Below are 20,803 nucleotides of genomic sequence, written 5' to 3'. Positions count from 1 at the left end.
CCGCGTCCCCCAATCCAGCGGGCAGAGTGGCACAAATGGGTGAAAAGACAAATGGCTGGTGGTTCAGGCCGCCACCGCGCGCGGCCTATGCGCCGCCAGACAGCCGAACACACTGGCCACCAACAGGGCAAAGGCCAGTGTTTCCAGCCCCGTGGGCCAGCGTTGTTCCCAGATAAAGCCATAGAGCAGGGCAAACAGTGTCTCGAACAGGATCATCTGGCCCACCATCGTCAGCGGCAACAGGCGGCACATGCGGTTCCACAACCCGTTCCCCGCGATCGAGGCCAATGTCGCCACCGCCAGCGACACCCCCGCCAGCATTGCCCAATCCCCCGCCGCATGGCTGTTGTGCCCCGGCAGGATCAGCGCCAGCGGGATCAGAGCGATGGCCTGCACGCCCGTGGCCAGCCCGTTCATCAGGCTCCATTCATGGGCGGAAAACTGGCGCAGGCGGACCAGATGGCGGCTGTTGTTGACGGCATACAGCGTCCAGCACCCCAAGGCCCCTACCGCGCAGACCAGCCCGATCAGCCCACTGCCGCCCGCATGGCTGGGCCGGGCCAGTGCCTGCCACCCGATACACACCACCCCCGCGCTGCACAGCGCCAGCGAGGGCAGCAGCCGGGCAAAGGGCACCGCATGGGCATCGCGGCTGCCGATGATCGTCACGGCGACAGGGACAAAGCCGATGACCAGCGATGTCATCGCGATCCCGCCCAATTGCACCGCGTTCGACAGCAGCACATAATACAGCGTGTTCCCCGTCAGCGCGAGCCACAGCAGCGCCTTGACCTCGGTCACGGTCACGCGGCGGGCCAGATCGCGCGCGTTGGGCGCCAGCAATGCCGCCGACAACAGGCCGAACGCCAGATAGCGCCCGATGGTCATGTCCAGCGGGGTAAAGGCGCGGGCCAGTTCGGGCGCCAGAAACACCAGCCCCCACAACGCGCCCGCGCCCATGCCGCAGGCGATGCCGGTCCATGTCTGGGCGGGAGAGGCATTGGGCGGCATGGGCGGTCTTTCATCAGCGGCGGATGTGTGGGATATATCATCACTGGGTTGGGGCGTGTGCTCGATTTTCGGGGGCTAAATGCAACATTCACTCGATCGGCCGGGCAAAACGCTGGATGCCTTTGACCGGGCGATCCTGCGCATCATTCAGCGCGACGCCAAAACGCCCCAACGCGCCATCGCCCAGGCGGTGAACCTGTCGGCCGCTGCCGTGCAGCGCCGCATTGCCGCGATGGAGGCGGCGGGCGTGATCCTGCGCAATGTGGCGATTGTCGATCCCGATGCGGTCTCGCTGCCCATCACCGCCATCGTCGAGGTGCATTTGCGCGACGAGCGCGCCGCCACGGTGGACGCGGCCAAGGCGCTGTTCCGCCAGTCGCCCGAGGTGCAGCAATGCTATTACGTCACCGGCGGCGTCAGCTTTGTCGTGGTGATCGTCAGCCCCGACATGCGCGCCTATGAGCAATTGACCCGGCGGCTGTTTGCCGAAAACGATCTGGTCGAACGGTTCCGCACGCTGGTGGCGCTGGACCGGGTCAAGGCGGATACGGCGCTGGTCATCCCTTGATGGTTTGCCCCGAATCCCGTCTGGCCCATGCCGCCGCGCCGCGCGATACCATCGTGCATGGCACAGGACGGCGGCAAGGTGGCGGTGGTATGGGGCGCGGGTGGCGGGATCGGCGCGGGGCTGGTGCGGGCGCTGTTGGCGCGCGGCGATGTCGCCCAGATTTATGCCGGATCGCGTGACGGGCGCGCAGGGGCGGGGATGGCCGGTGTCACGCCCTTTGCCTATGACCTGATGGACGAGGCCAGCATTGCCGGGGCGGTCGCCCGGATGGGCGGGCGGCTGGATCTGGTGATCGTGGCCAGCGGCGTGCTGCATGACGCGGCCCATGGCGTGGCCCCGGAAAAGAGCCTGCGGGCCATCGACGGGGCGGCGATGGCGCGGGTGCTGGCGGTCAACACCATCGGCCCGGCCTTGATCGCCAAACACACGCTGGCGCGATTGCCGCGTGACCGGCGCGCGGTGTGGGCGGCGCTGTCGGCGCGGGTGGGGTCGATTGGCGACAACCGGCTGGGTGGTTGGCACGCCTATCGCGCCAGCAAGGCCGCGCTGAACATGCTGATCGCCAATTTCGCCATCGAGACCGCCCGCACCCATCCCCACGCGGTGATCGCCGCGCTGCACCCCGGCACGGTGGCGAGTGATCTGTCCGCACCATTTCGCGCAGGCGTTGCGCCCGACAGGTTGTTCACGCCCGATATCAGCGCGGGGCATCTGTTGCGCGTGCTGGATGGCCTGACGCCGGGCGAAAGTGGCGGGCTGTATGCGTGGGATGGCGCGCGCGTCCCGTGGTAAAGATGCGCAAGAAATCGGATCTGCCGACCAAGATCTGCGCGGCCTGTGGCCTGCCGTTCACCTGGCGCAAGAAATGGGCGCGCGACTGGGAGGCGGTGCTTTATTGTTCGGACCGTTGCCGTTCGGGCAAACACTCAGGCAAGGGCGGCCAGAAAGGCCTGCGCGTCGGTCTGTAATTGCGCCTGCCGTTCGGGTGAAAAGCGTTCCCAGTTGCGCACCATCGCCGCCATGCGCGGGTTGCGGCGCAGCCGGTCGGCGTGGCGGGCGATGAAATGCCAATACAGCAGCGTGAAAGGGCAGGCGCGCGGGCCGCTCTGGACCTTGGGGCTGTGGGCGCAGCCGGCGCAATAATCGCTCATCCGCGCGATATAGGCCCCGCTGGCGGCATAGGGTTTGGACGCCAGCAATCCACCATCGGCAAACTGGCTCATGCCGATGGTGTTGGGCAGTTCGACCCATTCAAACGCATCGGCATAGACCGCCAGATACCATTCGTGCAGCGCATGGGGATCAATGCCGGCCAACAGGGCGAAATTGCCTGTCACCATCAGCCGCTGAATATGATGGGCATAGGCGTGGTGCCGGGTTTGCGCCACACACGCCGACAGGCAGGCCATGCTGGTGGGCGCCCCCCAATAGGCGGCGGGCAGCGGGCGGTGCGCCTCCAGCACGTTTCCCCGCGCATAGTCGGGCCCCTGCCACCAATAGATCCCGCGTACGAATTCGCGCCAACCGATGATCTGGCGGATGAACCCTTCGGCACTGTTCAGCGGCACCCGGCCCGCGCGCCATTCGGCCTCGACCGCGCGGCACATGTCCAGCGGGTCCAGCAGGCCCAGATTGAGATAGGGCGAAACCACCGCGTGATGCAGAAACGCATGGCCGATCAGCATCGCATCCTGATAGCGGCCGAAACCGGGCAAGGCATGGGCGATGAAATGGGCAAAGGCGGCCTGCGCATCGGCCTGTGTCACGGCAAACCAGAACGGGCGCAGATCGCCAAAGTGATGGCCAAAGCGGCGCTCGACCATGTCCAGCACCTGTGCGGTGATGGCGTCGGGGGCAAAGGCCATGGGTTCGGGCAGACCCAGCGCGCCCGGCGGCGGGGCGCGGTTGTCGTGGTCATAGTTCCACTGGCCCCCGGCGGGCTGGTCGCCGTCCATCAACAGGCCGGTCTTGCGCCGCATCAGGCGATAGAAATGCTCCATCCGCAGGCCTTTGCGCCCATCGGCCCATTGGGCAAAGCCATGGCGGTCGGCCAGAAAACGGTCATCAGGCAGCAGCGTGGTGGCGGGCCAGCCCCGCATCTGTCGCATCAGGCGCCATTCGCCCGGTTCGGTGGCGATCAGGTGATCGGTGCCGTGGCGCCCCATCGCGCGGGCCACCTCGTCGGCCAAAGAGCCGGTGTTGCCCGCATCCTCCAGCGCAACATAATCCACCCGCCAACCCTCTGCGCGCAACCGCGCGGCAAAGTGGCGCATGGCCGAAAGCACCAGCGCGATCTTCTTGGGATGGTGCGGGACATAGGTGGCCTCGTCCCAGACTTCGGCCATCAGGATGGTGTCACAGGCGCGATTTGCCGCGCGCAGGGACGATAGCCCCATGCTCAACTGGTCGCCCAGGATCAGGATCAGCCGGCCTGCCATCCCCCGGCCATAGCGGTCAGGCCGGGGCGGATCTGCCTGTTCGCACGGGCAATGGCCCGATCAGGCGCGCGGACGTGGCGCGCCGGGCGGGATCAGGCGGCGGAACAGCTTGCCATGCTCGCTATACAGCACCAGCAGCAGCGCCAGCGCCCCTGTCGCCACCATCGCAAAGGCCAGCGGCCGCGCGCTGTTGTCATAGGCCTGTCCGACCAGCGCCCCCAGCGAGGAGGCCAGCACCATGCGGATAAAGCTTTGCGCGCTGGCCGCGGCCCCCGCCGTCCGGGCAAAGGGTTGCAGCGAGATCGAGGCAAAGTTCGAGCCGATGAAGCCCATCAGGCAGACATTCACTGTCATCACCGCGATAAAGCGGTAGAGCGTTTCGGCCTCGTACAGGGCCAGCGTCAGTTGCACCGCGCTGGTGCAGATATAGACCAGCAGCGCCGTGTGGCTGACGCGTCGCGCGCCAAAGCGTTCGACAATGCGGGCGTTGACGAAATTGGTCATCGCCATCATCGAGGCCATGCAGGCAAACACCAGCGGAAAGCGCGAGCCCGCGCCGAAATGTTCGGCCACCAATTGCTGTGACGAGTTGATATAGCCGAACAGCGCCCCCTGAATCAGCGCCATGCCAAAGACATAGCCAAAGGCCGCGCGGTTGGCGGTGACATCGCCCATGGTGCGCATCAACGGGCCAAACTGGATCGGCTGGCGATATTCGGGGTGCAGCGTTTCGGGCAGGCGCACCCATGTCCAGGCCGCCACCAGCCCGGCCAGCACCGCCATCACGCCAAAGATCCAGCGCCAACTGGCCACCAGCAACACCGCCTGACCAATGCTGGGGGCGATCATCGGCACGACCATGAACACCATCGCCACCATGGATTGCAGTCGGGCCATCTGGTCGCCTTCGTACCAGTCGCGGATGATGGCTGCGGGCAGCACGGCCAGACCCGCGCAGGTAAAGCCCAAAATCGCGCGCATCGCCAGCAATTGCCAGAAATTGGTGACCAACGCACAACCGATGGTGCAGACGATGTAAAAGCCCAGACTGGCCATCAGCACGCGGCGGCGGCCATAGCGGTCGGCCAATGTGCCAGGCACCAGACAGCCCAAACCGCCAAAGATCAGGAAAATACCGACGACCAACTGACGCTGGTTGGCGTCCTGCAGGTGCAGGTCGGCGGCCATATGGCCCAGCGCGGGCAACATCGAATCAACGGCCAGCGCCTGAAGCGCCTGAAGAAAAGCCATCAAAACAACGAATTCGCGTGGGCCCAGCCGCTTTGCGGCGGTTTCGGGGGCGGGGGCGCATGTCATGGCGGCTGTAATGACGAGGCCGTGCCCACTTGGCTAGTCCTGATTGTGCGGCGCGACATGGGTGCAGGCCTGGTTGGGTGGCGTGGCGCATATTCCCAACCTGTGGCGAATTTTTCGCCGCCACCTCCCTACTTTGCCGCGCGTGTTTTTGGCCTGTGTCCGCCAATGCCCCGGAATTCCACCATTTTCGAAAACTGGCACGGTTGTTGATACATCTGCTTCGTCGCCACGGCGGAATGATAAAATAAAAACCTTCATCACTGTAAATATAGTGCAATGGATTGCCTGTTAATGCACTTGAGGTGGTGTCGATTTTCTGTCTATCGGGCCGATCGTGATTCATTTCTAATGGTTATTTGTAAATATACATAAATTCAAACTGACATACATGTTTGCTATCAATTCAGAGGGAGAATTCACATGACCACCGCCCCCCGTTTCGCTTTTTCGTCCACGCTGTTGGCCGTGTCCGCCGCGCTGTCGACGGCCGTATTGGCCGCCGCCGCGCCGGCTGTGGCCGGGGCTGTGCCCAATGCGCTGGTGCTGTCTGATGAGACCGCCTCGATCGCGGTGCCCTATGGCGATCTGGATCTGATGACCGCCGATGGCCGCGCCCAGCTGGAAAAGCGCATCGACCGCGCCGCCGCCCGCATTTGCAATGAACAGGTCAGCGTCGCCGACCGTCTGGCCATGAGTGCCGAAGCGGGCCGTTGCGTCACCCAGACCCGCGCCCGTGGGCAACAATTGGCCGTGCTGGCGGTGGCCAAGCAAAAGCAGGCCCGCCGCGACTGATCCGGCGCCTGATCCCCGCCTTTTGCCCCTGCCGTGCCGAGGCCCTCTCGCGCGGCGGGGGCAAATGCGCATAAAGGGGGGATGGATTCGGCCGCCCCCCATGATGACGATGATGACCGCGAAGAAGCGCAGGGGCTGCGCAAGATCATCCACATCGACATGGATGCCTTTTTCGCCAGCGTTGAACAACGTGACAATCCCGACCTGCGGGGCAAGCCGGTGGCGGTGGGCGGATCGCGCCAGCGCGGCGTGGTGGCCGCGGCCAGCTATGAGGCGCGCACATTCGGCGTCCGCTCGGCCATGCCCAGCGTCACGGCGGCGCGCCTGTGCCCGCAACTGATCTTTTGCCCGCCGCGTTTTGAGGTCTATCGCACCGTCTCGCGCCAGATCCGTGCCATCTTTGCCCAGTTCACGCCCTTGATCGAACCGCTCTCGCTGGACGAGGCCTATCTGGATGTGACGCAGGACCTGCAGGGCATCGGCAGCGCCACCCGCATGGCCGAGATGATCCGCGCCCGCATCCGCGCCGACACCGGGCTGACGGCCAGTGCGGGGGTCAGCTACAACAAATTCCTGGCCAAACTGGCCAGCGACCAGAACAAGCCCGATGGCCTGTGCGTCATCCGTCCGGGTGACGGCGCGCCTTTTGTCGCGGGCCTGCCGGTGCGGCGGTTCCATGGCGTTGGCCCGCGCAGCGCGGAAAAGATGGCCGCGCTGGGAATCCAGACCGGCGCGGATCTGCGCGCGCGTGATCTGGCGTTTTTGCGTGACCATTTCGGCAGTCAGGCCGATTACCTTTACCGTGCGGTGCGGGGGATTGATCTGCGCCCGGTGCGCGCCAACCGCCGCCGCAAATCGCTGGGCGGCGAACGCACCTTTGACCGCGACATTTCCAGCGGGCCGGGTTTGCGCGCGGCGTTGGCGGGCATCATCGAACTGGTCTGGGGCGACATTGCCAAGGCGGGCGTGCAGGGGCGCACCGTCACGCTGAAACTGCGGCTGGCCGATTTCACCTTGCGCACCCATGCCCGCTCGCTGGACCGGGTGGTGGCTGGACCGGACGAGTTCGCCCAGATCGCCCGTGGTCTGCTGGACGCGCTGTTGCCTTTGCCGCAACCGGCGCGGCTGATGGGGCTGACGCTGTCGGGGCTGGAAATGCCGGGCGCGGGATCGGCCAGCGCTGCGTCCGCGCCACCCCCCGCGGGTCAAATGGAGCTGTTCTGATCCGCGCGATACAGCGCCAGCCAATGCGGGATGGCCTCGGCCAGCCCACTGGCCAACGCTTCGGGCAGGGCGTCAGGGGCATGGAATGCGGCGACCACGATTTCGCGCCGGTCAGGGGCCACGGGGCCGCTGGCCAGCCCGACAATGACATGCACCGTGCTGGGCGCGCCGTGAAAGATGTCGCGCGTCACGTCCACCTGCGCACAGCCTTGCAGGGCTCCGCCGACTTCCTCGGCATATTCACGCCGGGCTGATGCAATCGGGTCTTCGCCGGATTTGATCCCGCCACCCGGCAGCATCCATTTGCCCGATCCATAGGAGTGCCGCACCAGCAGCACGTGCCCCGCCGCATCCAGCGCCAGCACCCGACAAGCGGTCAGTTGGGGGCGGTACAGGCGCCACCAGCCCTTGCGCACGGCATGCGCCATGCGCAGGGCGGTGCGGTGCAGCGGCGCGGGACACGCCGCCAGCACCCGTTCCGCGATCAGCAGAAGCACTGCACCGTGCCCGAAGCCACCGCCAACAGTCGCGCTACCGGCAGGTCATGCTCGGCACGGGCGGCGGCCTCGAACAGTGCGCGCTTGTCATCGCCGCGGATGACGAACATCAGCCCGTCACTGGCGATCAACAGCGGGATGGTCATGCTCAGACGGTCAAACGGGGCCTCTGGCGGCAGGGGATCGGGCGTCAGGCGAATGATGCGGGCGGGGGCGTTGGCGGTGGGATCGGTATTGGGAAACAACGAGGCGATATGCCCGTCATTGCCCATCCCCAGCCATGCCAGCGCGAAATGCGGCGGCACGGCGTCTTCGCTCAGGGCGATCACCTGCGCGCCCAAAGGCTCCAGCGCGGCGCGGATGCGGCCCACGTTGCTGGCGGGGTGATCTTCGGCCACGATGCGGTCATCGCCCGGCCACACCGCGATGCGGCCCCACGGCAGATCCATCTGCGCCAACAGCGCCAGAATGGGAAAAGGCGTGGATCCGCCCGGAATGGTGATGGCGATCGGCCCTTCGCCGGCGGCCAATGCGGCGCGCAGGCGCTGTGCGATGGCGGCGGCGATGTCGGCGTCACTGGCGCCGGGGATGATCTGGATGTCGGCTGTTTGCGTCATGGGCAGGGGCATAGCACCCCCGCCCACCCGCCGGAAAGGCCATCGCAAAGCTATGCGGCGCAAGCCGTCCATTGGGAAGGGCGGCGCGCGGCAGGGGGATGCGCGGTCAGCCCAGCGTCGACTCCAGGAACCAGCGGCGCTGCTGTGCCTGATCGGTCCAGTCATCGGCAAAGCCGTCGGTGGCATTGTCGCCAGCGGCGGTCGCGGCAGCCTTGACCTCGCGGATGACGTCCACCAGCGTCGCGTTGTCATCGCGCAGTTCGGCGATCATCTCGGCAGCGGTCAGGTCGGCGCGAGGCTGGTCGGCGATGCGGGCCTTTTGCGCGATGGCGGCGATGCCGGTCAGGGCCGGCGCGCCATTCTTGCGCACCCGTTCGGCCACGATATCGGTCAGTGCAAAGATTTCCGCCGCCTGTTCGTCAAACAACAGGTGCAGGTCGCGGAACTGCGGCCCGCGCACATGCCAGTGGAAATTCTTGGTTTTCAGGTACAGCGTGAACAGATCGGCCAACAGGCCATTCAGGCTGTCGGTCAGGGCGGCGGTGGCGTTGTGATTGGGCATGTTTGATCTCCCGCTGTGTTGCATCGGGATATACCGCCAAGGGCATTATCGGTCACGCAAATGAAAGTGCGGACTGTGATCGGTAATGGCGATTATCGACAGGGCTATTTGCCGAACACCACCCAGATATAGACGCCCATGCCCACCCCCGTGCCCAACAGGAGCGCGCCCGCCCAGCGGCGGATCTGGGTCAGGCCGGATTCGCGTTGCAGCATGACATCGGACGCCAGATAGCCCAGCCACAGCGCCGCCCACGCTCCCAGCGTGCCCCCCACGGCGGTGGGCACCGGCGCAAAGGTCGCCAGCGTGATCGCCAGCACCAGAAAGCGCGCCGCATCCGCCGCCTGATAGGCCAGCATCACCACCCCTGCGGCAAACAGCGAGCGGGTGGGTTCCTTCATCGCGATCTTTGGGCGGAACATCAGCGATTCCACCCCCGCCGCCGCCAGCGCGAAACAGGCCAGCACCATCCGCGCCGGATAGGTCATCACCGCGCCGATCTCTTCGGATGCCCACGCGGCAAGCCCGCTGGCCAGCGCCGATGTCGCGCAGGCTAGCAGCAGCGCGCCCGTGTGCCGCCCCAGCCGATGCGTCAACGCCGCCAACAGCATCTGGTCGCGCGCGCCAATGCCGCACAGAAAACAGGCCAGCAGGGCGTAAAGCGTGCCGTTCATGTGCCACCACCCATGGGGCAGGCGCTCCACGCCGGGGTGTCGGCCATCGCACCGCGCAGCACAGCGGCAATGCGCCGCGCGCGGGCCTGTAGCGCCTCGGCGTCGGGGGGGCTCATCACCTGCGCCGTGGTGTGATCCCACAGCATCAGCCAGCGGTCGAACATGGCCGGGGTGATGCGGTGGGCCTGCGCGCGATGCACGGCGATCGGCTGTCCGTGATAGCTGCCGCGCCCGCGCAATTGTGCCGCCCAAAACCCGGTCAGCGCGGCGAAATGATGCGGCCAGTCGGCCACTACCGCATCGAACACCGGGCCCAACAGGGCATCGGCCCGCGCCCGGCCGTAAAAGGTTTCGACCAGACGGGCGATGTCGGGATGGCGCAGTTGGGTCGGGTGGCGAGGGGCGTCAGTCACGGGCGAATCCCTATCCGCTTGGCGCTGCGCGGGAAAGGGTCTTTTCCGGCGCAAGGGCGTGCGACCGTGCCGCCTTGGGGCATTTCCGTGCTGCGCCTTTCGCTTCGTCCGAACCCAGCGTCAGATGGTCGAAAGGGATTTGTCTACTGCGGGAATTGAGATAGCGTCAGCCTCGCGATCCGACTGTTAGCAGGCCAGTCGGCGCGCAGCAGGAGAAAGCGGCGAAGCCCCGGGCCAGCGCATGGGTCTGGGGTTTCGCTCTGGGGCATGGACGGCCGATGGCGGACTTGCCAAACGGGCAGATCACTCTATCGCGCTGGCCATGCCGCTTGCCTCTGTCCTGTTCGTCTGCCTTGGCAATATCTGCCGCTCCCCCCTGGCCGAGGCCGCATTCCGTGCCGCCGCCGACGCCGCGCGTTTGCCGGTAGAGGTGGACTCGGCGGGCACCGGCGGCTGGCACGCGGGCGATCCCCCAGACCGCCGCGCCATCGCCGAGGCGCGCCGTCATGGCGTGGCCATCGGTGATTACCGCGCGCGGCAGATCCGGGCCGAGGACTTCACCCGATTCGATTACATCTTTGCGCTGGACCACAGCAATCTGAAGGATCTGCAGGCCATCACCCCGGCCAACGCGACGGCATCGGTGGGGCTGTTGATGGATCTGGTGCCTGGCCGCGCGGGACAACCGGTGGCCGATCCCTATTACGGTGGGCCGGACGACTTTGCCGAAACATGGGCCGATGTGTCACTGGCCGCCGCGATGCTGGTGCAACGCCTGCGGGGGTGACACGCCGGGACCGCGTGGTGGATCAGGCGGCGGTTTTGGCGGTGATGCCGCGCGCCACCGCCCAGCTGATCGGAATGGCCAGCACAAAGCCGACAGCGGCCGCGATCAGAATCTCGCGCGAGCCGGCACGGCCATAGGCCAGCACGCCGGTAACCAGCATGCCCATCACCGTGGTGGCAATCATCGAGAACAGCACAAGCATCAAGCGAACGGACATGGTCGTTGCCTTTTTCTGCGATTCGGCTCTGGTTTATCGGTCTGAACGCACAGTGCCAAACTGTTGCCGCGCCGCATTGATCCGCCGCAAATCGGCTGTGCGTCCCGGTTCGCGGCGCGGGGTTGGGAAGCATTTTTGGCTGTTTTCCCCGCCCTTTGGCAAAGTTGGCCAGAAAGTGACAAAAGCCCCTTGCACCGGGGCGGCCTCAGGGCTAAAGGCCGCCTCCTACCACGGAACGCCGCTTTAGCTCAGTCGGTAGAGCACATCATTCGTAATGATGGGGTCACGTGTTCGAGTCACGTAAGCGGCACCATTTTTCAAGGGTTTAGATGAGGCGATGGCCTTCCAACCCTAAAAACACCCCCTCTAGTAAGCACCAGATGGGATTTGGGCTTTCCGTCGCCGGTAGGCGGCCCGGCAAGGCATCTGCGCCCCAAAATAAAAGACCCGCCCAATGTGCTTATCCGTGTGGATAGAGGCCGGGCAGGTGCGATGGCTGTTTGTCGCTCAGGTGAGGCGGGATGGCAAGGGCTTTGGGCGTAGCGCCAAATTTACCCCCACCCGTCGCCCATGACCTCGGCTGGCCACGCGGGCATGGGTATGGCGGCAAGGTTCAGCGTGCGCTCGGCAATAACCCGCCCCTCCAGCACGTCCACCAGCGCCTCACGCTCATGAGCGCTCATAAAGCCGCCGCCCAGCGATGACAGGCAGCGGCCAGCCGAAATGCGCAGGCGGCCCGTGAACCATGAAGCCAATACCTTGCGGCCCTGTCCGGGGAAGAGCGTCCCAATCGTCAGCCGTGGCGCGTCCGCCATCCCCGGCCTCAGATGCACCAGGAAAAGCTGTCCACCCTCCAGCCGCCACGTGGCAATATATCCGCGCCAAAGGGCCGAGTATGAGCAATCGAGTTCGGGACGGGGGGCACCTTGCTCAAAATAGGCCTCCAGCGGCGTGGCCATGAGCTTACAGCGGCGGCCCTCGTAATAGATGGCGTCGGGGATTTGGCTGGTCATTGGATTTGCCCCCGGAACTCAGCAACTGTGCCAACGGCTGTCGCTGCCAACATCGGTTGGCCTACCATAACACCAGCCCACGCTGTGCAATTGTCCTGCCGTCTGATCCCGCAACGCACAGGCATTTGGCTCTCCTTCACCGGTCTGGCAGTCAGCAGAATAGCTTAGGTGCTTGTGGATCAATGCACGGATGGCGGGCGACGGCTGCCCTTCAAACCCCAGATCAGGGGTGGTGCTTGCAACAGAACCGTTAGGCCCGGTGCCGTTGCCCAGAGCGGTGAACAAATCAGCTTCGGTAATTCCCAGTGGCGCGGGCGCAGACTGTACCGCTGCCTCGCACGCCTTGTTGCTGCTCTTCCAATCGCGCATATCGCGCCGCAAGTCGGCTAAGGCGGAAACCTTGCCGCCACTATCCAGAGCGGCCTCCAGCGAGTGGGCCATGCTCCAGCGGTCCAGGTACGCGGACTTACATTGCTTGAGGGCAGCCGCATAAGCTTGAGCAACTTCGCGGCCTAGCGTTTGAGGAATTACCAACCCGTCCAGCTTGCGCGACATGCCGATGCAGTCCGCGTCCACTGCCTTGGCGCCTTGGTAGATGGCCACGGGGTCATTGCTCATCATCACCACGTTGAGCGAGCCGCTCGCAAATTCGCACTGCATGGTGACTTGGGCAATTTGCCGATGGAATGCCAAGGCATCATCGCGGGCGCTGGCGGCTGGTGCCACAGGATAGGTTGCTGCGTCGGCCTCTTGAGTGTGCAGGCGGTCATGGATCATGGAGAACAGGCCCAGCACCATATAGCCGCCCAAGACCGCCAACAGGATTTTCTTGATAGTCCAGCGCTTGCGCGGCTGGCGCTCTGCCTCGCTCGCTTCGTCATAATCGGTGGACTTGCTGAATATCGACATGGGCTTGCCTCGGTCATAGCGGCGCGGCGCCGGGCCGCAGTCCGCTCAGCTGGAGACCCGCAAAAACCGATGGCGTTTAGACGGTTATGGTGATTCATTGGTCTGAAACGATCATGGAGAGCCGTGGTGGAACCGAAGTCGCTTTTCAGTTTGGGCGAGCATCTCGAAGCCTTGAGCAAGGACGGCGATCCGCTGGAGGTTTTGCAGCAGGCGGTGGACTTCGAGTACTTCCGCGCCTGGCTTGTTGAGGGGCTGGGCTACGGTGATGGTATCAAGGGGGGCCGCCCGCCCTTCGATCCGGTGATGATGTTCAAGGCCCTGATCTTGCAGGCGCAGCACAACCTCTCGGATGCGCGCATGGAGTTCATGATCCGGGATCGGCTGAGTTGGTTGCGGTTTCTGGGGCTGTCGCTCGGGGACCGCACGCCTGATGAGAACACAATCCGGCATTTCCGCAACCGCCTGACCGAGACTGGAACGCTCAAGCGGGTGATGAAGGCCTTTGACTGGCAACTCCAGAAGAAGGGCTACATCCCGATGTCAGGGCAGATTGTGGATGCCTCGCTGGTCCCTGCGCCCAAGCAGCGAAACACAGAAGGTGAACGCGAGGCGATCAAGTCGGGGAAGAGCGCGAAGGAAATCTGGCCGAACGAGCCGAACAAGGCTGCGCAGAAAGACATCGATGCGCGCTGGACGCTCAAGATCGGGGGGAAAGTCCGGTATCGCGAGGATGGAACGCCTCTGCCTATGATTGCCCTGCCGGTCTTCGGCTACAAATCCCACATCAGCATCGACCGGCGTTTCGGCTTTATCCGGGAGATGGCGGTGACCTCGGCGTCGGCGGCTGATGGGCGTCTCCTCCGGCAGGTCGTCAGCACAGGGAACACCTGTTCCGAGGTCTGGGCCGATAGCGCCTATCGCTCAAAGCAGAACGAGAAGTGGTTGTCAGACCGAATGCTTACCTCCCGCATCCACCGGCGCAAACCCATGGGCAAGGCAATGTCGAGGGCAACCGCGCGGGCCAATGCTGCCAAATCCTCGATCCGCGCCCATATCGAACACGTCTTTGCTCATCAAAAGAACCGGTTCGGGTTGTTCATCCGCACCATCGGCCTAGCCCGCGCCGAAGCGAAACTCACCCTTTGCAACCTGGCCTACAATTTCAACAGACTGATCTTCCACGAGCGTCGAGAATGCATGGGGTGAATCTGCCTAAAATCCAAGGAAATCGGCGAAATTACCCTTCAGGATCGCCGACAAGGGCCAAAACGCTGCCGTTTCAGTGCCTGCCTGCTTCTCCATCATCTCATCGGCTCGATCACCCAGAAAAATAACCGGTTTTTGCGGGTCTCCAGCTAGCCCGAAATTCGTTAATAGGGGCTATAATCCCTAGAGAATATATGCCCGATCTTGAACCTGATGGCCATGCAGGACTGGCGGGCCATTGTTGGGGGAAACATTCGCCGTCGCAGGCAGGAGCTCGGCTTGACCCAAGAGCAGGTGGCCTTGGATGCTGAAATTGACCTCACCTACATGGGCGGCATCGAACGGGGGAAGCGCAACCCCAGCCTCTTGGTGCTGGTGCGCGTGGCCACGGTGCTCAGGTTGGCGCCAGCGGAAATACTAAAAAAGCCGGAAGCCGACTGACCGCGATACCTATTGCGAACCTGATATTACTTCATCAAAGACATACAGAACGCGCTTGGCACACCTATGAGTATTGACCGCTTCCTCAATGGTGTGATTTCTCACCATGGCGTGAGCGAAAGCATGGCGCCACTCCAGAACTTGTTCGTAGCAATTTTCGATATTTTTTCCTGACCTTTGCAGCAATTTTTCTTTCCGCTCTTTCAGGCGATCCCTGAATTCATTTTGTAAAGCACCAGACCCAAAGAGCTGGCAGTATTTTTTCAAATCCTTAATTTGTATTCTACTATTTAGTTTTTCAAAATTTCTCTCCGCGAACGCGCCAAAAGCAACGTGATGCCGGAGTGCGCGCTCGTACAAAACGTCTTTCACGCAAGACTCATATGTCGCGGCAATGGCCACGACCAATAGCCCGGCAAGGTCAGACCTGAACTGGACATTCTGATACCCATCCGTGGGAACGATGCGCTCAATTTCTTCGGTTAATTCATCAATTTTAGCAAAGTGAGCGTCAAGATCAGCTCGCGCCATGGCCAAGAACCTCTTTCGCTCTCTTAATGCGTTCGCGTACCGTGATTGTATCAGTCGTGGCACCTCGCAGATATTTGGTGAAGGTATCGTCCGCCTCCAATACGGCATAACGCGCCTTCAACTGATCGGCGGTGATTGAGGAATCCTCAAGCAGGGCGATCATCACCCCCTCAAGCATAGCGGCATTGATTACGCGGGTGGGGCGAAACGGCTTCTCCAAATTGTCCGCAACCAGAGATACAACCTCCGCGAACCTCCTTTTGAACTTCTCTGCCCTCTGATCGGAAAATTCACGATATTTTGCCATTTGCTCGTTAAGATATTTAAGCATTGGCTTTTCATATTGAGGCCAAATTTCAAAAAGAGCAAATAATCTAAGAATTATCTCAATATCTTTTTGATTTTTGTCGGGCGATTTTGTGCCAAGTATTTTAAACCACTTAGGGTTATTATTCAAATCCCTAAGCGCATCTACGATACGCCCACGATAGACTGCGTTCCTGATTTCTTGGGGCTTGAGTTGCGTACCCCCAGTATTGAGCCGTTCAAAAATATGGAACACGCTGTCGTTTCTGGTGCTCGGCTTGAGTTGCTTGATATGGATTGCCCGAAGCGATGTGTTTCTGAGGCGCCTCTGGTCCCTCAGGGAGAGTTCTTCAAAGGTCTTGCCGTTGTAGTCTGAGCGTTCTGCGAGCCCCTTTAGCCGAAATATCTGGCGTCTTCCGTCCGGTCCAGCTTCGCCAAAGTAGCCCTCAAAGAAATATTTGACGGACATAATGCGCTGTTGTCCGTCAATTATTTCCAATTGATCTTCCTCATTCACATAAAGGAAAACTTGGGGAACGGGTAGTCCCATCAAAAAAGATTCGATAAGCTTTGATGCTTGCTCGATTTTCCAAACATATTTTCTTTGATAGAAGGGAACAATTATATCCTTCTTGCCAACTTTGTCTGCTAGTAGTTCGAGGGTAGGGTCCGCCGGAGAGACAGAAATATCAAACTCAACGAGCGGGGCTTCGTCGTTTTCTTCCTCAATCTGGAGCTCTACTTCGTCGATTTCCATAACGTCTCCTGACCGTATTCCAAGTTGGGTATTGGTCCCAATTTCGCATTGCTAAATTGCTATCAAGCCGAGTGAATGGTGCCCGACTTACTCTTGAGCAACGGCTTTTATTCAGCCGCTCGATTCCGTAAACCTATCACTCCCCCGTCAGGTCCGGCACATAAATCTGCTTGAGTGGCAGGATGCGCCGGTAGCGGGGGGACATTTTCGGATAGGCGGCTTGGATCATTTCCACCAGTTGCTCCCCGTCCACCAGCCGTAGGCGGGGCGTGTTCCGCTCCCTCGCGCGGGCGGGGGCAGAGTATGATCCCAGCGTCACGAACAGGGCAAACTCACCCTCGCCCAGGGTGCCCAGCAACTGGCTCACCAACTGTTCTCCAATCTGGCCCGTCTGGCGCTTGCATTGGATTTTGACGATAGGCGGCTGGAAACCCAGCTTGTCCGTATGGGCGATCACGTCCACGCCGCCATCACCAGACTTCTGGGTCTTGCGCGCATAATACCCCATGCACTCCATCAGGTGCGCCACAAAATCCTCGAAGTCATATCCAGACAGCTCCGTATGGAGCCGCCGGATGATGAAGTCCGCCGTGCTCTCCTCGGCCACCTGGGTGGCCTTTTGCGAAACCTCATCGTCCGGGAGCGGCGTTTCCTCAATCACGGCGGCGGGCTCAGTCTTGCCAGCCGCCACGCCCACCTTGGCCAGGAATTCCGCGCCATTGGTTCGCACGGAAAACAGGGTGATGAATGAGCCGATTTCGTTGAGGGCGGCTTGGCTAAATTCGTCACGCGGGAATGGATGGCCCAGCCACTCGACACCGCGCCAATTTGGCAGATCGTCATCGCCTAGCTCGGGGTCGGGTTCGTGCCCCATTTTCGCCGTCACCCGGCCAATGTTGACCATCCGGTTGTGCTTGGATGGATAGACAATGTAGTCCCCCGCCTGCACCTCATGGGTGAAGCGATACAGCGTGCCCGCATCCACCGGGACAGAGCCAGGCTTTTTGTCAGGGTAGGCTTTTACCAGCGCTTCCTTGAAGGCCTCGCGGTTAGCGGGAATTTTGAAAATGTCGCCTAGGTCGGGCCAGCCGATATAGACCCAGCCCTTTTCCACCGGATCATCGCCCACCCAGGCTGGCATATGAATGCCCCAAATGCGCGTCATTATCAGTCCCCTCGCTCTGTTACACCGCGCCAGATTGCCATTGCCTCAGCTTGTTAAGGCAGCCAGCCATATCGTCCCTGACTTCATAGACCCAGAAACGCATCACGTCATAGCCAAGCTCAATGAGGCGTTGATTGCGGATTTGGTCACGGCGGCATAACTCACCGGTCCAGTTGCGGTGATACCGTTCACCGTCAATTTCAATGGCAAGCAATCTATCCCCGTCGCACAAAAGGAAATCGAGGATATATTTTTCAACATTATACTGCGGAATAAGCGCTAAACCTGCGGTATATGCTGCCACATAAAATTCGCGCTCCCAGTCGGAAACCAACTCTGGCCTAGCGACGGGCGGATAGACAGGGCCGAGCTGAATTTCCCGGCGCTCAATGTCCTGGAAGGCCTGTTGCTCTAGCCCAGTAGAATAATTGGCAAATCTGGCTAGGTAGCCAATATTAGAGGACGCACACCCTGCCCGGTCGCCCACCACGATCAGTTGGGCGCGGGCACGTGTTATGGCCACGTTGAACAAATTGCCATTGGACCGGAGGAAGCCTTCCGCCCCGGCTGGCAGGCCGCTTGCAACCACCGGAGAGAACACCATCACATCGCGTTCATCTCCTTGGAATTTGTGAACGGTGTCAGCCAGGAAACCTCTAGCGATCAGCACCGGCAGCAACTCTTTATCCTGGTTGACAAGCTGCGTGATCGCATTGGCCTGCGCGCGGAAGGGTGTGACCACACCAATGCTGCCCCGATAGCCGTTACGAAGCACAAGATCGCGCAACACCTGCACAACTGCTTTTGCTTCAATAAGGTTGACCGCGCCGCCGCCGCCGGGGCGGGACGCCTGCCCCTTAACGTCCACCCACCGGATACCAGGCTCCGACCTGTTGGGTGATTTCAGGTCGTCATAGCGTGTGGCTACCCTGAGCCGCTCTTCGTAAAATTCCTTGTTTGAGAAGGAAATAATGTCGGAGTGAGAGCGGTGATGGTCAACCAGGCTAACCACGCCGGGACCGGCCACCTGCGTGGTGCCCAGGCCGAACAGCGATTGATGCGAATATGCCCAGTGAGGGAACGTGTCCAACAGGTCGTACTTTTCCAGCATGGCCTGGTCTTGGCCACGCTGGAGCCCGCTGATATGGGATAGCTGTTTGGGGTCCCCGATAATGACGACTGATTTTGCGCGATAAAGCAAAGGGAGTGCCGATGCTATGTCGCACTGGCTGGCCTCATCGAACACCACTATATCGAAGTTGCCCGCTTCAAGAGGAATGCGTCCGCGCGCTGATAGTGACGTGACCGCCCAGCACGGCAAAAGGTGGGAGACCTCCCTGAGCATGGCATTGTATTTAGCATAGACCTGCTTGGTGAGCTGACCGTCGCCTCCGGCTTCCATCACCATTTTCAGAATGGACGTGTATTTCCCCAGCTTCTGTCGATCCGCCGCCGACAATTGCGAAGGTTGTAACCGAAGCCAGAGTTTCCATAACATCTGGGATTGTCGCGCTATGCGGTCCTGCACCGCTTTCTCATCGCGGGCAATCGCTTCTAGGGGGCGGCTGGCTTGAAGCGCTCTCAGGGCCGTTAGGTAGCTAGCTGCCTTTTCCAGATCTTCCAGCCTCTGGCTCGTGGCCTCCAACGCCGTGGCCCATGCCCCACACTCTGCATCACACGTGGGCCCGGCTGGCCAATCTATCCCTATGGCTGCAAACATGGATGATGATGCCGCCGCCGCACTGCGAAGCGCATGGAAACGTCCAGAGCGAAACAGCGGCCAAAGTGCGCGCACGATGGCGGGAGCGCCGGAACGATCCGCGCGAGCCGCAGCCACCGCAATGGCGGACAACTGGGCTTTCAAACTTGCAAGGTCAAATGCCGGGCTCTCTGCAAAGAGCTTGGCCCCCAGGCGCTGCCTGGCGAATTCAGCCACTTGCTCAGCTTGGTCAATTTGGTTGCGCAATTCGATCAGGCGGCCAGTCTCATTGGCCAGGCGATCATGTTCGGCAATCAACCGCAGATGGATTGCTTGGGCCTCTTTGAACTCCGCTTGTTCAGATGGGCTGGTCGTAGAGGATAGAAGAGCTAAAACATATTCTGCCAGCCGCGCCTGGTAGGCCTGCGATCCCACGCGCAACAACACTGGGCGCGATCCCAGGGCGTTCACGCGGGTTTCGACAACATCAACGGCCTTGTTGTTTTTGCTGGCAAACAGGACCCGCTTGCCAGACCATGCTGCATTGATCAGCAAGTTGGTGACAACCTGCGATTTGCCTGTCCCAGGCGGGCCGGTGATGATGGTCACAGGGGCGCTCAGTGCGGTTGCTACCGCCTGACGCTGCTCCGAATTCATGGGCAGCACTTGCAGGACCGGGACCGATTGCGCGGTCTCTGGATTTTCGGGAGCCGTGTTTTTGATCCATCGGCCAAGAGCGGTGTTTGCGTAGCTCTGCTCAGGCAGGCTTGCCAGGTCGCGGAGTTCCTTTTCCAGCCCCTGGGTGAAGGGCGACTTCTCCGCCATGATAATGACGGCCCGATTATGAATGCCGGGCTCGTCTATTTCGCTCATTGGCGGGCGGCTTGCGCCTATCGCGTCCGGTTCAATGTCCTCACGCCACGGCCACTCTGGGCGCACAGCCTGCAAGCGCATCGCCATTTCATCAACGTCTATCCGGGCATCGGCTTCACCGATGCCCAGCTCCTGTTCCAGTTGGACCAGCTCATTCATCATCATGTCGCGCTCCGCATTCGTGAATGCCTGGAACGGCTTTTGATTGATGATGGGATAGGCCAAGTCTACAGACATGCGCCCAGACTTGTCGTGTTCTATCGGGAAAAGCAGGATGGGTTCCACCATGAAACCTTCCCACCCCGATTTTTTCGAGCGAAGGTGGGAGACATGGGTGGGGTAGCCAAAATAGAGCCCATAGCGCCCCTGCTCAGCACGTTTGCGCCCAAGCATCCGCCGCGCCGCCTCGCTCTCGGCAAAGTCGTCAGCAGAATGCGGCAGTGCTCGCAACTCGATATAATCGGGGTCGCCAAACTTCGAGGTCAGGAAGGTGGAAACGCCAGTGTCATCATAGCCCAGGCACGCAAGGTAGTAACGGCATAGTCGAGCTAAGTCTGTGTTTGCAAAGGCAGGTCCCTCTGGCGCGCCACCAGCAGGCCCCTTGGGGGCACTGTCCACCAAAGCCCAACGGTATGCGCGATCCTGGGCAACCAGGCCCTTCAAGGCACCATACAGCGCCTTGTTGACCAAGGCTCTATCCACGCCAAGGGCGCGCGCCAGCGCGTCAGCCTTCTGATTGGGCTTGGCCTTGAGCTCTGCAACAATCTGATCTTTCAAGCTCATGTC

The 20,803-nt window shown here is 61.7% G+C and carries 23 protein-coding genes and 1 tRNA gene; 9 read left to right on the top strand and 15 right to left on the bottom strand.

Going from position 1 to position 20,803, the window contains the following annotated elements; all coding sequences use genetic code 11:
- Positions 1-63: 63 nt before the first annotated feature.
- On the bottom strand, positions 64-1,011 hold the full coding sequence (locus GTZ99_RS14565; protein WP_161720164.1) for a DMT family transporter: 948 nt from the start codon (positions 1,009-1,011) through the stop codon (positions 64-66).
- Positions 1,012-1,090: 79 nt separating this feature from the next.
- Between GTZ99_RS14565 and GTZ99_RS14560 the strand changes: the two genes are divergently transcribed.
- Genes GTZ99_RS14560 through GTZ99_RS14550 form a run of 3 tightly spaced genes read left to right on the top strand, consistent with a single transcriptional unit; the run spans position 1,091 to position 2,547 of the window.
- Positions 1,091-1,579, top strand: coding sequence for an Lrp/AsnC family transcriptional regulator (locus tag GTZ99_RS14560; RefSeq protein ID WP_161720162.1), 489 nt, complete (start codon positions 1,091-1,093; stop codon positions 1,577-1,579).
- Positions 1,580-1,636: 57 nt separating this feature from the next.
- Complete coding sequence (locus GTZ99_RS14555; protein WP_161720161.1) at positions 1,637-2,371, top strand: SDR family NAD(P)-dependent oxidoreductase; 735 nt, start codon at positions 1,637-1,639, stop codon at positions 2,369-2,371.
- A gap of 2 nt (positions 2,372-2,373) precedes the next feature.
- Positions 2,374-2,547, top strand: coding sequence for a DUF2256 domain-containing protein (locus GTZ99_RS14550; RefSeq protein ID WP_201742557.1), 174 nt, complete (start codon positions 2,374-2,376; stop codon positions 2,545-2,547).
- Here the strand turns inward: GTZ99_RS14550 and GTZ99_RS14545 are convergent.
- A complete protein-coding gene (locus tag GTZ99_RS14545) occupies positions 2,506-4,017 on the bottom strand; it encodes a cryptochrome/photolyase family protein (protein WP_161720157.1) in 1,512 nt (503 codons plus the stop codon). The two genes, GTZ99_RS14550 and GTZ99_RS14545, sit on opposite strands and share 42 nt — an antisense overlap.
- Positions 4,018-4,077: 60 nt before the next feature.
- Positions 4,078-5,268: a multidrug effflux MFS transporter gene (locus tag GTZ99_RS14540; RefSeq protein ID WP_264960549.1), complete on the bottom strand. Its 1,191-nt coding sequence runs from the start codon at positions 5,266-5,268 to the stop codon at positions 4,078-4,080.
- A 486-nt stretch (positions 5,269-5,754) separates the two neighbouring features.
- Here GTZ99_RS14540 and GTZ99_RS14535 point away from each other — a divergent pair, with 486 nt between their 5' ends.
- Both GTZ99_RS14535 and dinB read left to right on the top strand, forming a co-directional pair.
- The gene (locus GTZ99_RS14535) at positions 5,755-6,126 is read left to right on the top strand and encodes a UrcA family protein (RefSeq protein ID WP_161720155.1); all 372 of its coding nucleotides are present in this window, start codon (positions 5,755-5,757) and stop codon (positions 6,124-6,126) included.
- A gap of 81 nt (positions 6,127-6,207) precedes the next feature.
- A complete protein-coding gene (gene dinB, locus GTZ99_RS14530) occupies positions 6,208-7,350 on the top strand; it encodes a DNA polymerase IV (RefSeq protein WP_161720153.1) in 1,143 nt (380 codons plus the stop codon).
- Here dinB and GTZ99_RS14525 read toward each other — a convergent pair.
- From GTZ99_RS14525 to GTZ99_RS14505, 5 genes are all read right to left on the bottom strand, one after another.
- Complete coding sequence (locus GTZ99_RS14525) at positions 7,332-7,847, bottom strand: NUDIX domain-containing protein (protein WP_320076692.1); 516 nt, start codon at positions 7,845-7,847, stop codon at positions 7,332-7,334. The genes dinB and GTZ99_RS14525 overlap by 19 nt on opposite strands.
- On the bottom strand, positions 7,835-8,464 hold the full coding sequence (locus GTZ99_RS14520) for a 6-phosphogluconolactonase (RefSeq protein WP_161720151.1): 630 nt from the start codon (positions 8,462-8,464) through the stop codon (positions 7,835-7,837). Before GTZ99_RS14520 ends, GTZ99_RS14525 begins: the two co-directional genes overlap by 13 nt.
- Positions 8,465-8,570: 106 nt before the next feature.
- A complete protein-coding gene (locus GTZ99_RS14515; protein ID WP_161720149.1) occupies positions 8,571-9,026 on the bottom strand; it encodes a Dps family protein in 456 nt (151 codons plus the stop codon).
- Between the two features lie 104 nt (positions 9,027-9,130).
- Complete coding sequence (locus GTZ99_RS14510; RefSeq protein WP_161720147.1) at positions 9,131-9,700, bottom strand: hypothetical protein; 570 nt, start codon at positions 9,698-9,700, stop codon at positions 9,131-9,133.
- The gene (locus GTZ99_RS14505; RefSeq protein WP_320076691.1) at positions 9,697-10,113 is read right to left on the bottom strand and encodes a group III truncated hemoglobin; all 417 of its coding nucleotides are present in this window, start codon (positions 10,111-10,113) and stop codon (positions 9,697-9,699) included. The genes GTZ99_RS14510 and GTZ99_RS14505 overlap by 4 nt, the downstream gene beginning before the upstream one ends.
- A gap of 322 nt (positions 10,114-10,435) precedes the next feature.
- Between GTZ99_RS14505 and GTZ99_RS14500 the strand changes: the two genes are divergently transcribed.
- Positions 10,436-10,900 (top strand): low molecular weight protein-tyrosine-phosphatase, encoded by a 465-nt coding sequence (locus tag GTZ99_RS14500; RefSeq protein WP_161720145.1) that lies wholly within the window; start codon positions 10,436-10,438, stop codon positions 10,898-10,900.
- 22 nt (positions 10,901-10,922) lie between these two features.
- Here GTZ99_RS14500 and GTZ99_RS14495 read toward each other — a convergent pair whose 3' ends face one another.
- Positions 10,923-11,117, bottom strand: a complete 195-nt coding sequence (locus GTZ99_RS14495; RefSeq protein WP_161720143.1) for a hypothetical protein — start codon at positions 11,115-11,117, stop codon at positions 10,923-10,925.
- A gap of 237 nt (positions 11,118-11,354) precedes the next feature.
- Between GTZ99_RS14495 and GTZ99_RS14490 the strand changes: the two genes are divergently transcribed.
- Positions 11,355-11,430: transfer RNA gene (locus GTZ99_RS14490), tRNA-Thr, on the top strand.
- Between the two features lie 238 nt (positions 11,431-11,668).
- Here GTZ99_RS14490 and GTZ99_RS14485 read toward each other — a convergent pair.
- Together GTZ99_RS14485 and GTZ99_RS14480 are read right to left on the bottom strand one after the other, a co-directional pair.
- On the bottom strand, positions 11,669-12,130 hold the full coding sequence (locus GTZ99_RS14485) for a hypothetical protein (RefSeq protein WP_161720141.1): 462 nt from the start codon (positions 12,128-12,130) through the stop codon (positions 11,669-11,671).
- An 18-nt stretch (positions 12,131-12,148) separates the two neighbouring features.
- Positions 12,149-13,039, bottom strand: a complete 891-nt coding sequence (locus GTZ99_RS14480) for a hypothetical protein (protein ID WP_161720139.1) — start codon at positions 13,037-13,039, stop codon at positions 12,149-12,151.
- Positions 13,040-13,162: 123 nt separating this feature from the next.
- Between GTZ99_RS14480 and GTZ99_RS14475 the strand changes: the two genes are divergently transcribed.
- A complete protein-coding gene (locus GTZ99_RS14475; RefSeq protein ID WP_406818601.1) occupies positions 13,163-14,245 on the top strand; it encodes a transposase in 1,083 nt (360 codons plus the stop codon).
- Between the two features lie 213 nt (positions 14,246-14,458).
- The gene (locus tag GTZ99_RS14470; RefSeq protein ID WP_227711398.1) at positions 14,459-14,686 is read left to right on the top strand and encodes a helix-turn-helix domain-containing protein; all 228 of its coding nucleotides are present in this window, start codon (positions 14,459-14,461) and stop codon (positions 14,684-14,686) included.
- A gap of 9 nt (positions 14,687-14,695) precedes the next feature.
- Here the strand turns inward: GTZ99_RS14470 and GTZ99_RS14465 are convergent, their stop codons facing one another.
- The 4 genes from GTZ99_RS14465 to GTZ99_RS14450 form a co-directional block, all read right to left on the bottom strand.
- On the bottom strand, positions 14,696-15,217 hold the full coding sequence (locus GTZ99_RS14465; protein WP_161720135.1) for a HEPN domain-containing protein: 522 nt from the start codon (positions 15,215-15,217) through the stop codon (positions 14,696-14,698).
- Positions 15,204-16,280, bottom strand: coding sequence for a DUF262 domain-containing protein (locus tag GTZ99_RS14460; RefSeq protein ID WP_161720133.1), 1,077 nt, complete (start codon positions 16,278-16,280; stop codon positions 15,204-15,206). Before GTZ99_RS14460 ends, GTZ99_RS14465 begins: the two co-directional genes overlap by 14 nt.
- A gap of 136 nt (positions 16,281-16,416) precedes the next feature.
- Positions 16,417-17,445 carry a restriction endonuclease gene (locus tag GTZ99_RS14455; RefSeq protein ID WP_201742554.1) on the bottom strand — a complete coding sequence of 343 codons (1,029 nt, stop codon included), beginning with the start codon at positions 17,443-17,445 and terminating at the stop codon, positions 16,417-16,419.
- Between the two features lie 19 nt (positions 17,446-17,464).
- Positions 17,465-20,800: an AAA domain-containing protein gene (locus GTZ99_RS14450; protein ID WP_161720131.1), complete on the bottom strand. Its 3,336-nt coding sequence runs from the start codon at positions 20,798-20,800 to the stop codon at positions 17,465-17,467.
- Between the last annotated feature and the right edge of the window lie 3 nt (positions 20,801-20,803).

Source organism: Novosphingobium ovatum (assembly GCF_009909235.1).
GTDB lineage: Bacteria > Pseudomonadota > Alphaproteobacteria > Sphingomonadales > Sphingomonadaceae > Novosphingobium > Novosphingobium ovatum.
Note: the sequence above shows the minus strand (reverse complement) of the source record. Positions and strands in the feature narration are given on the sequence as shown.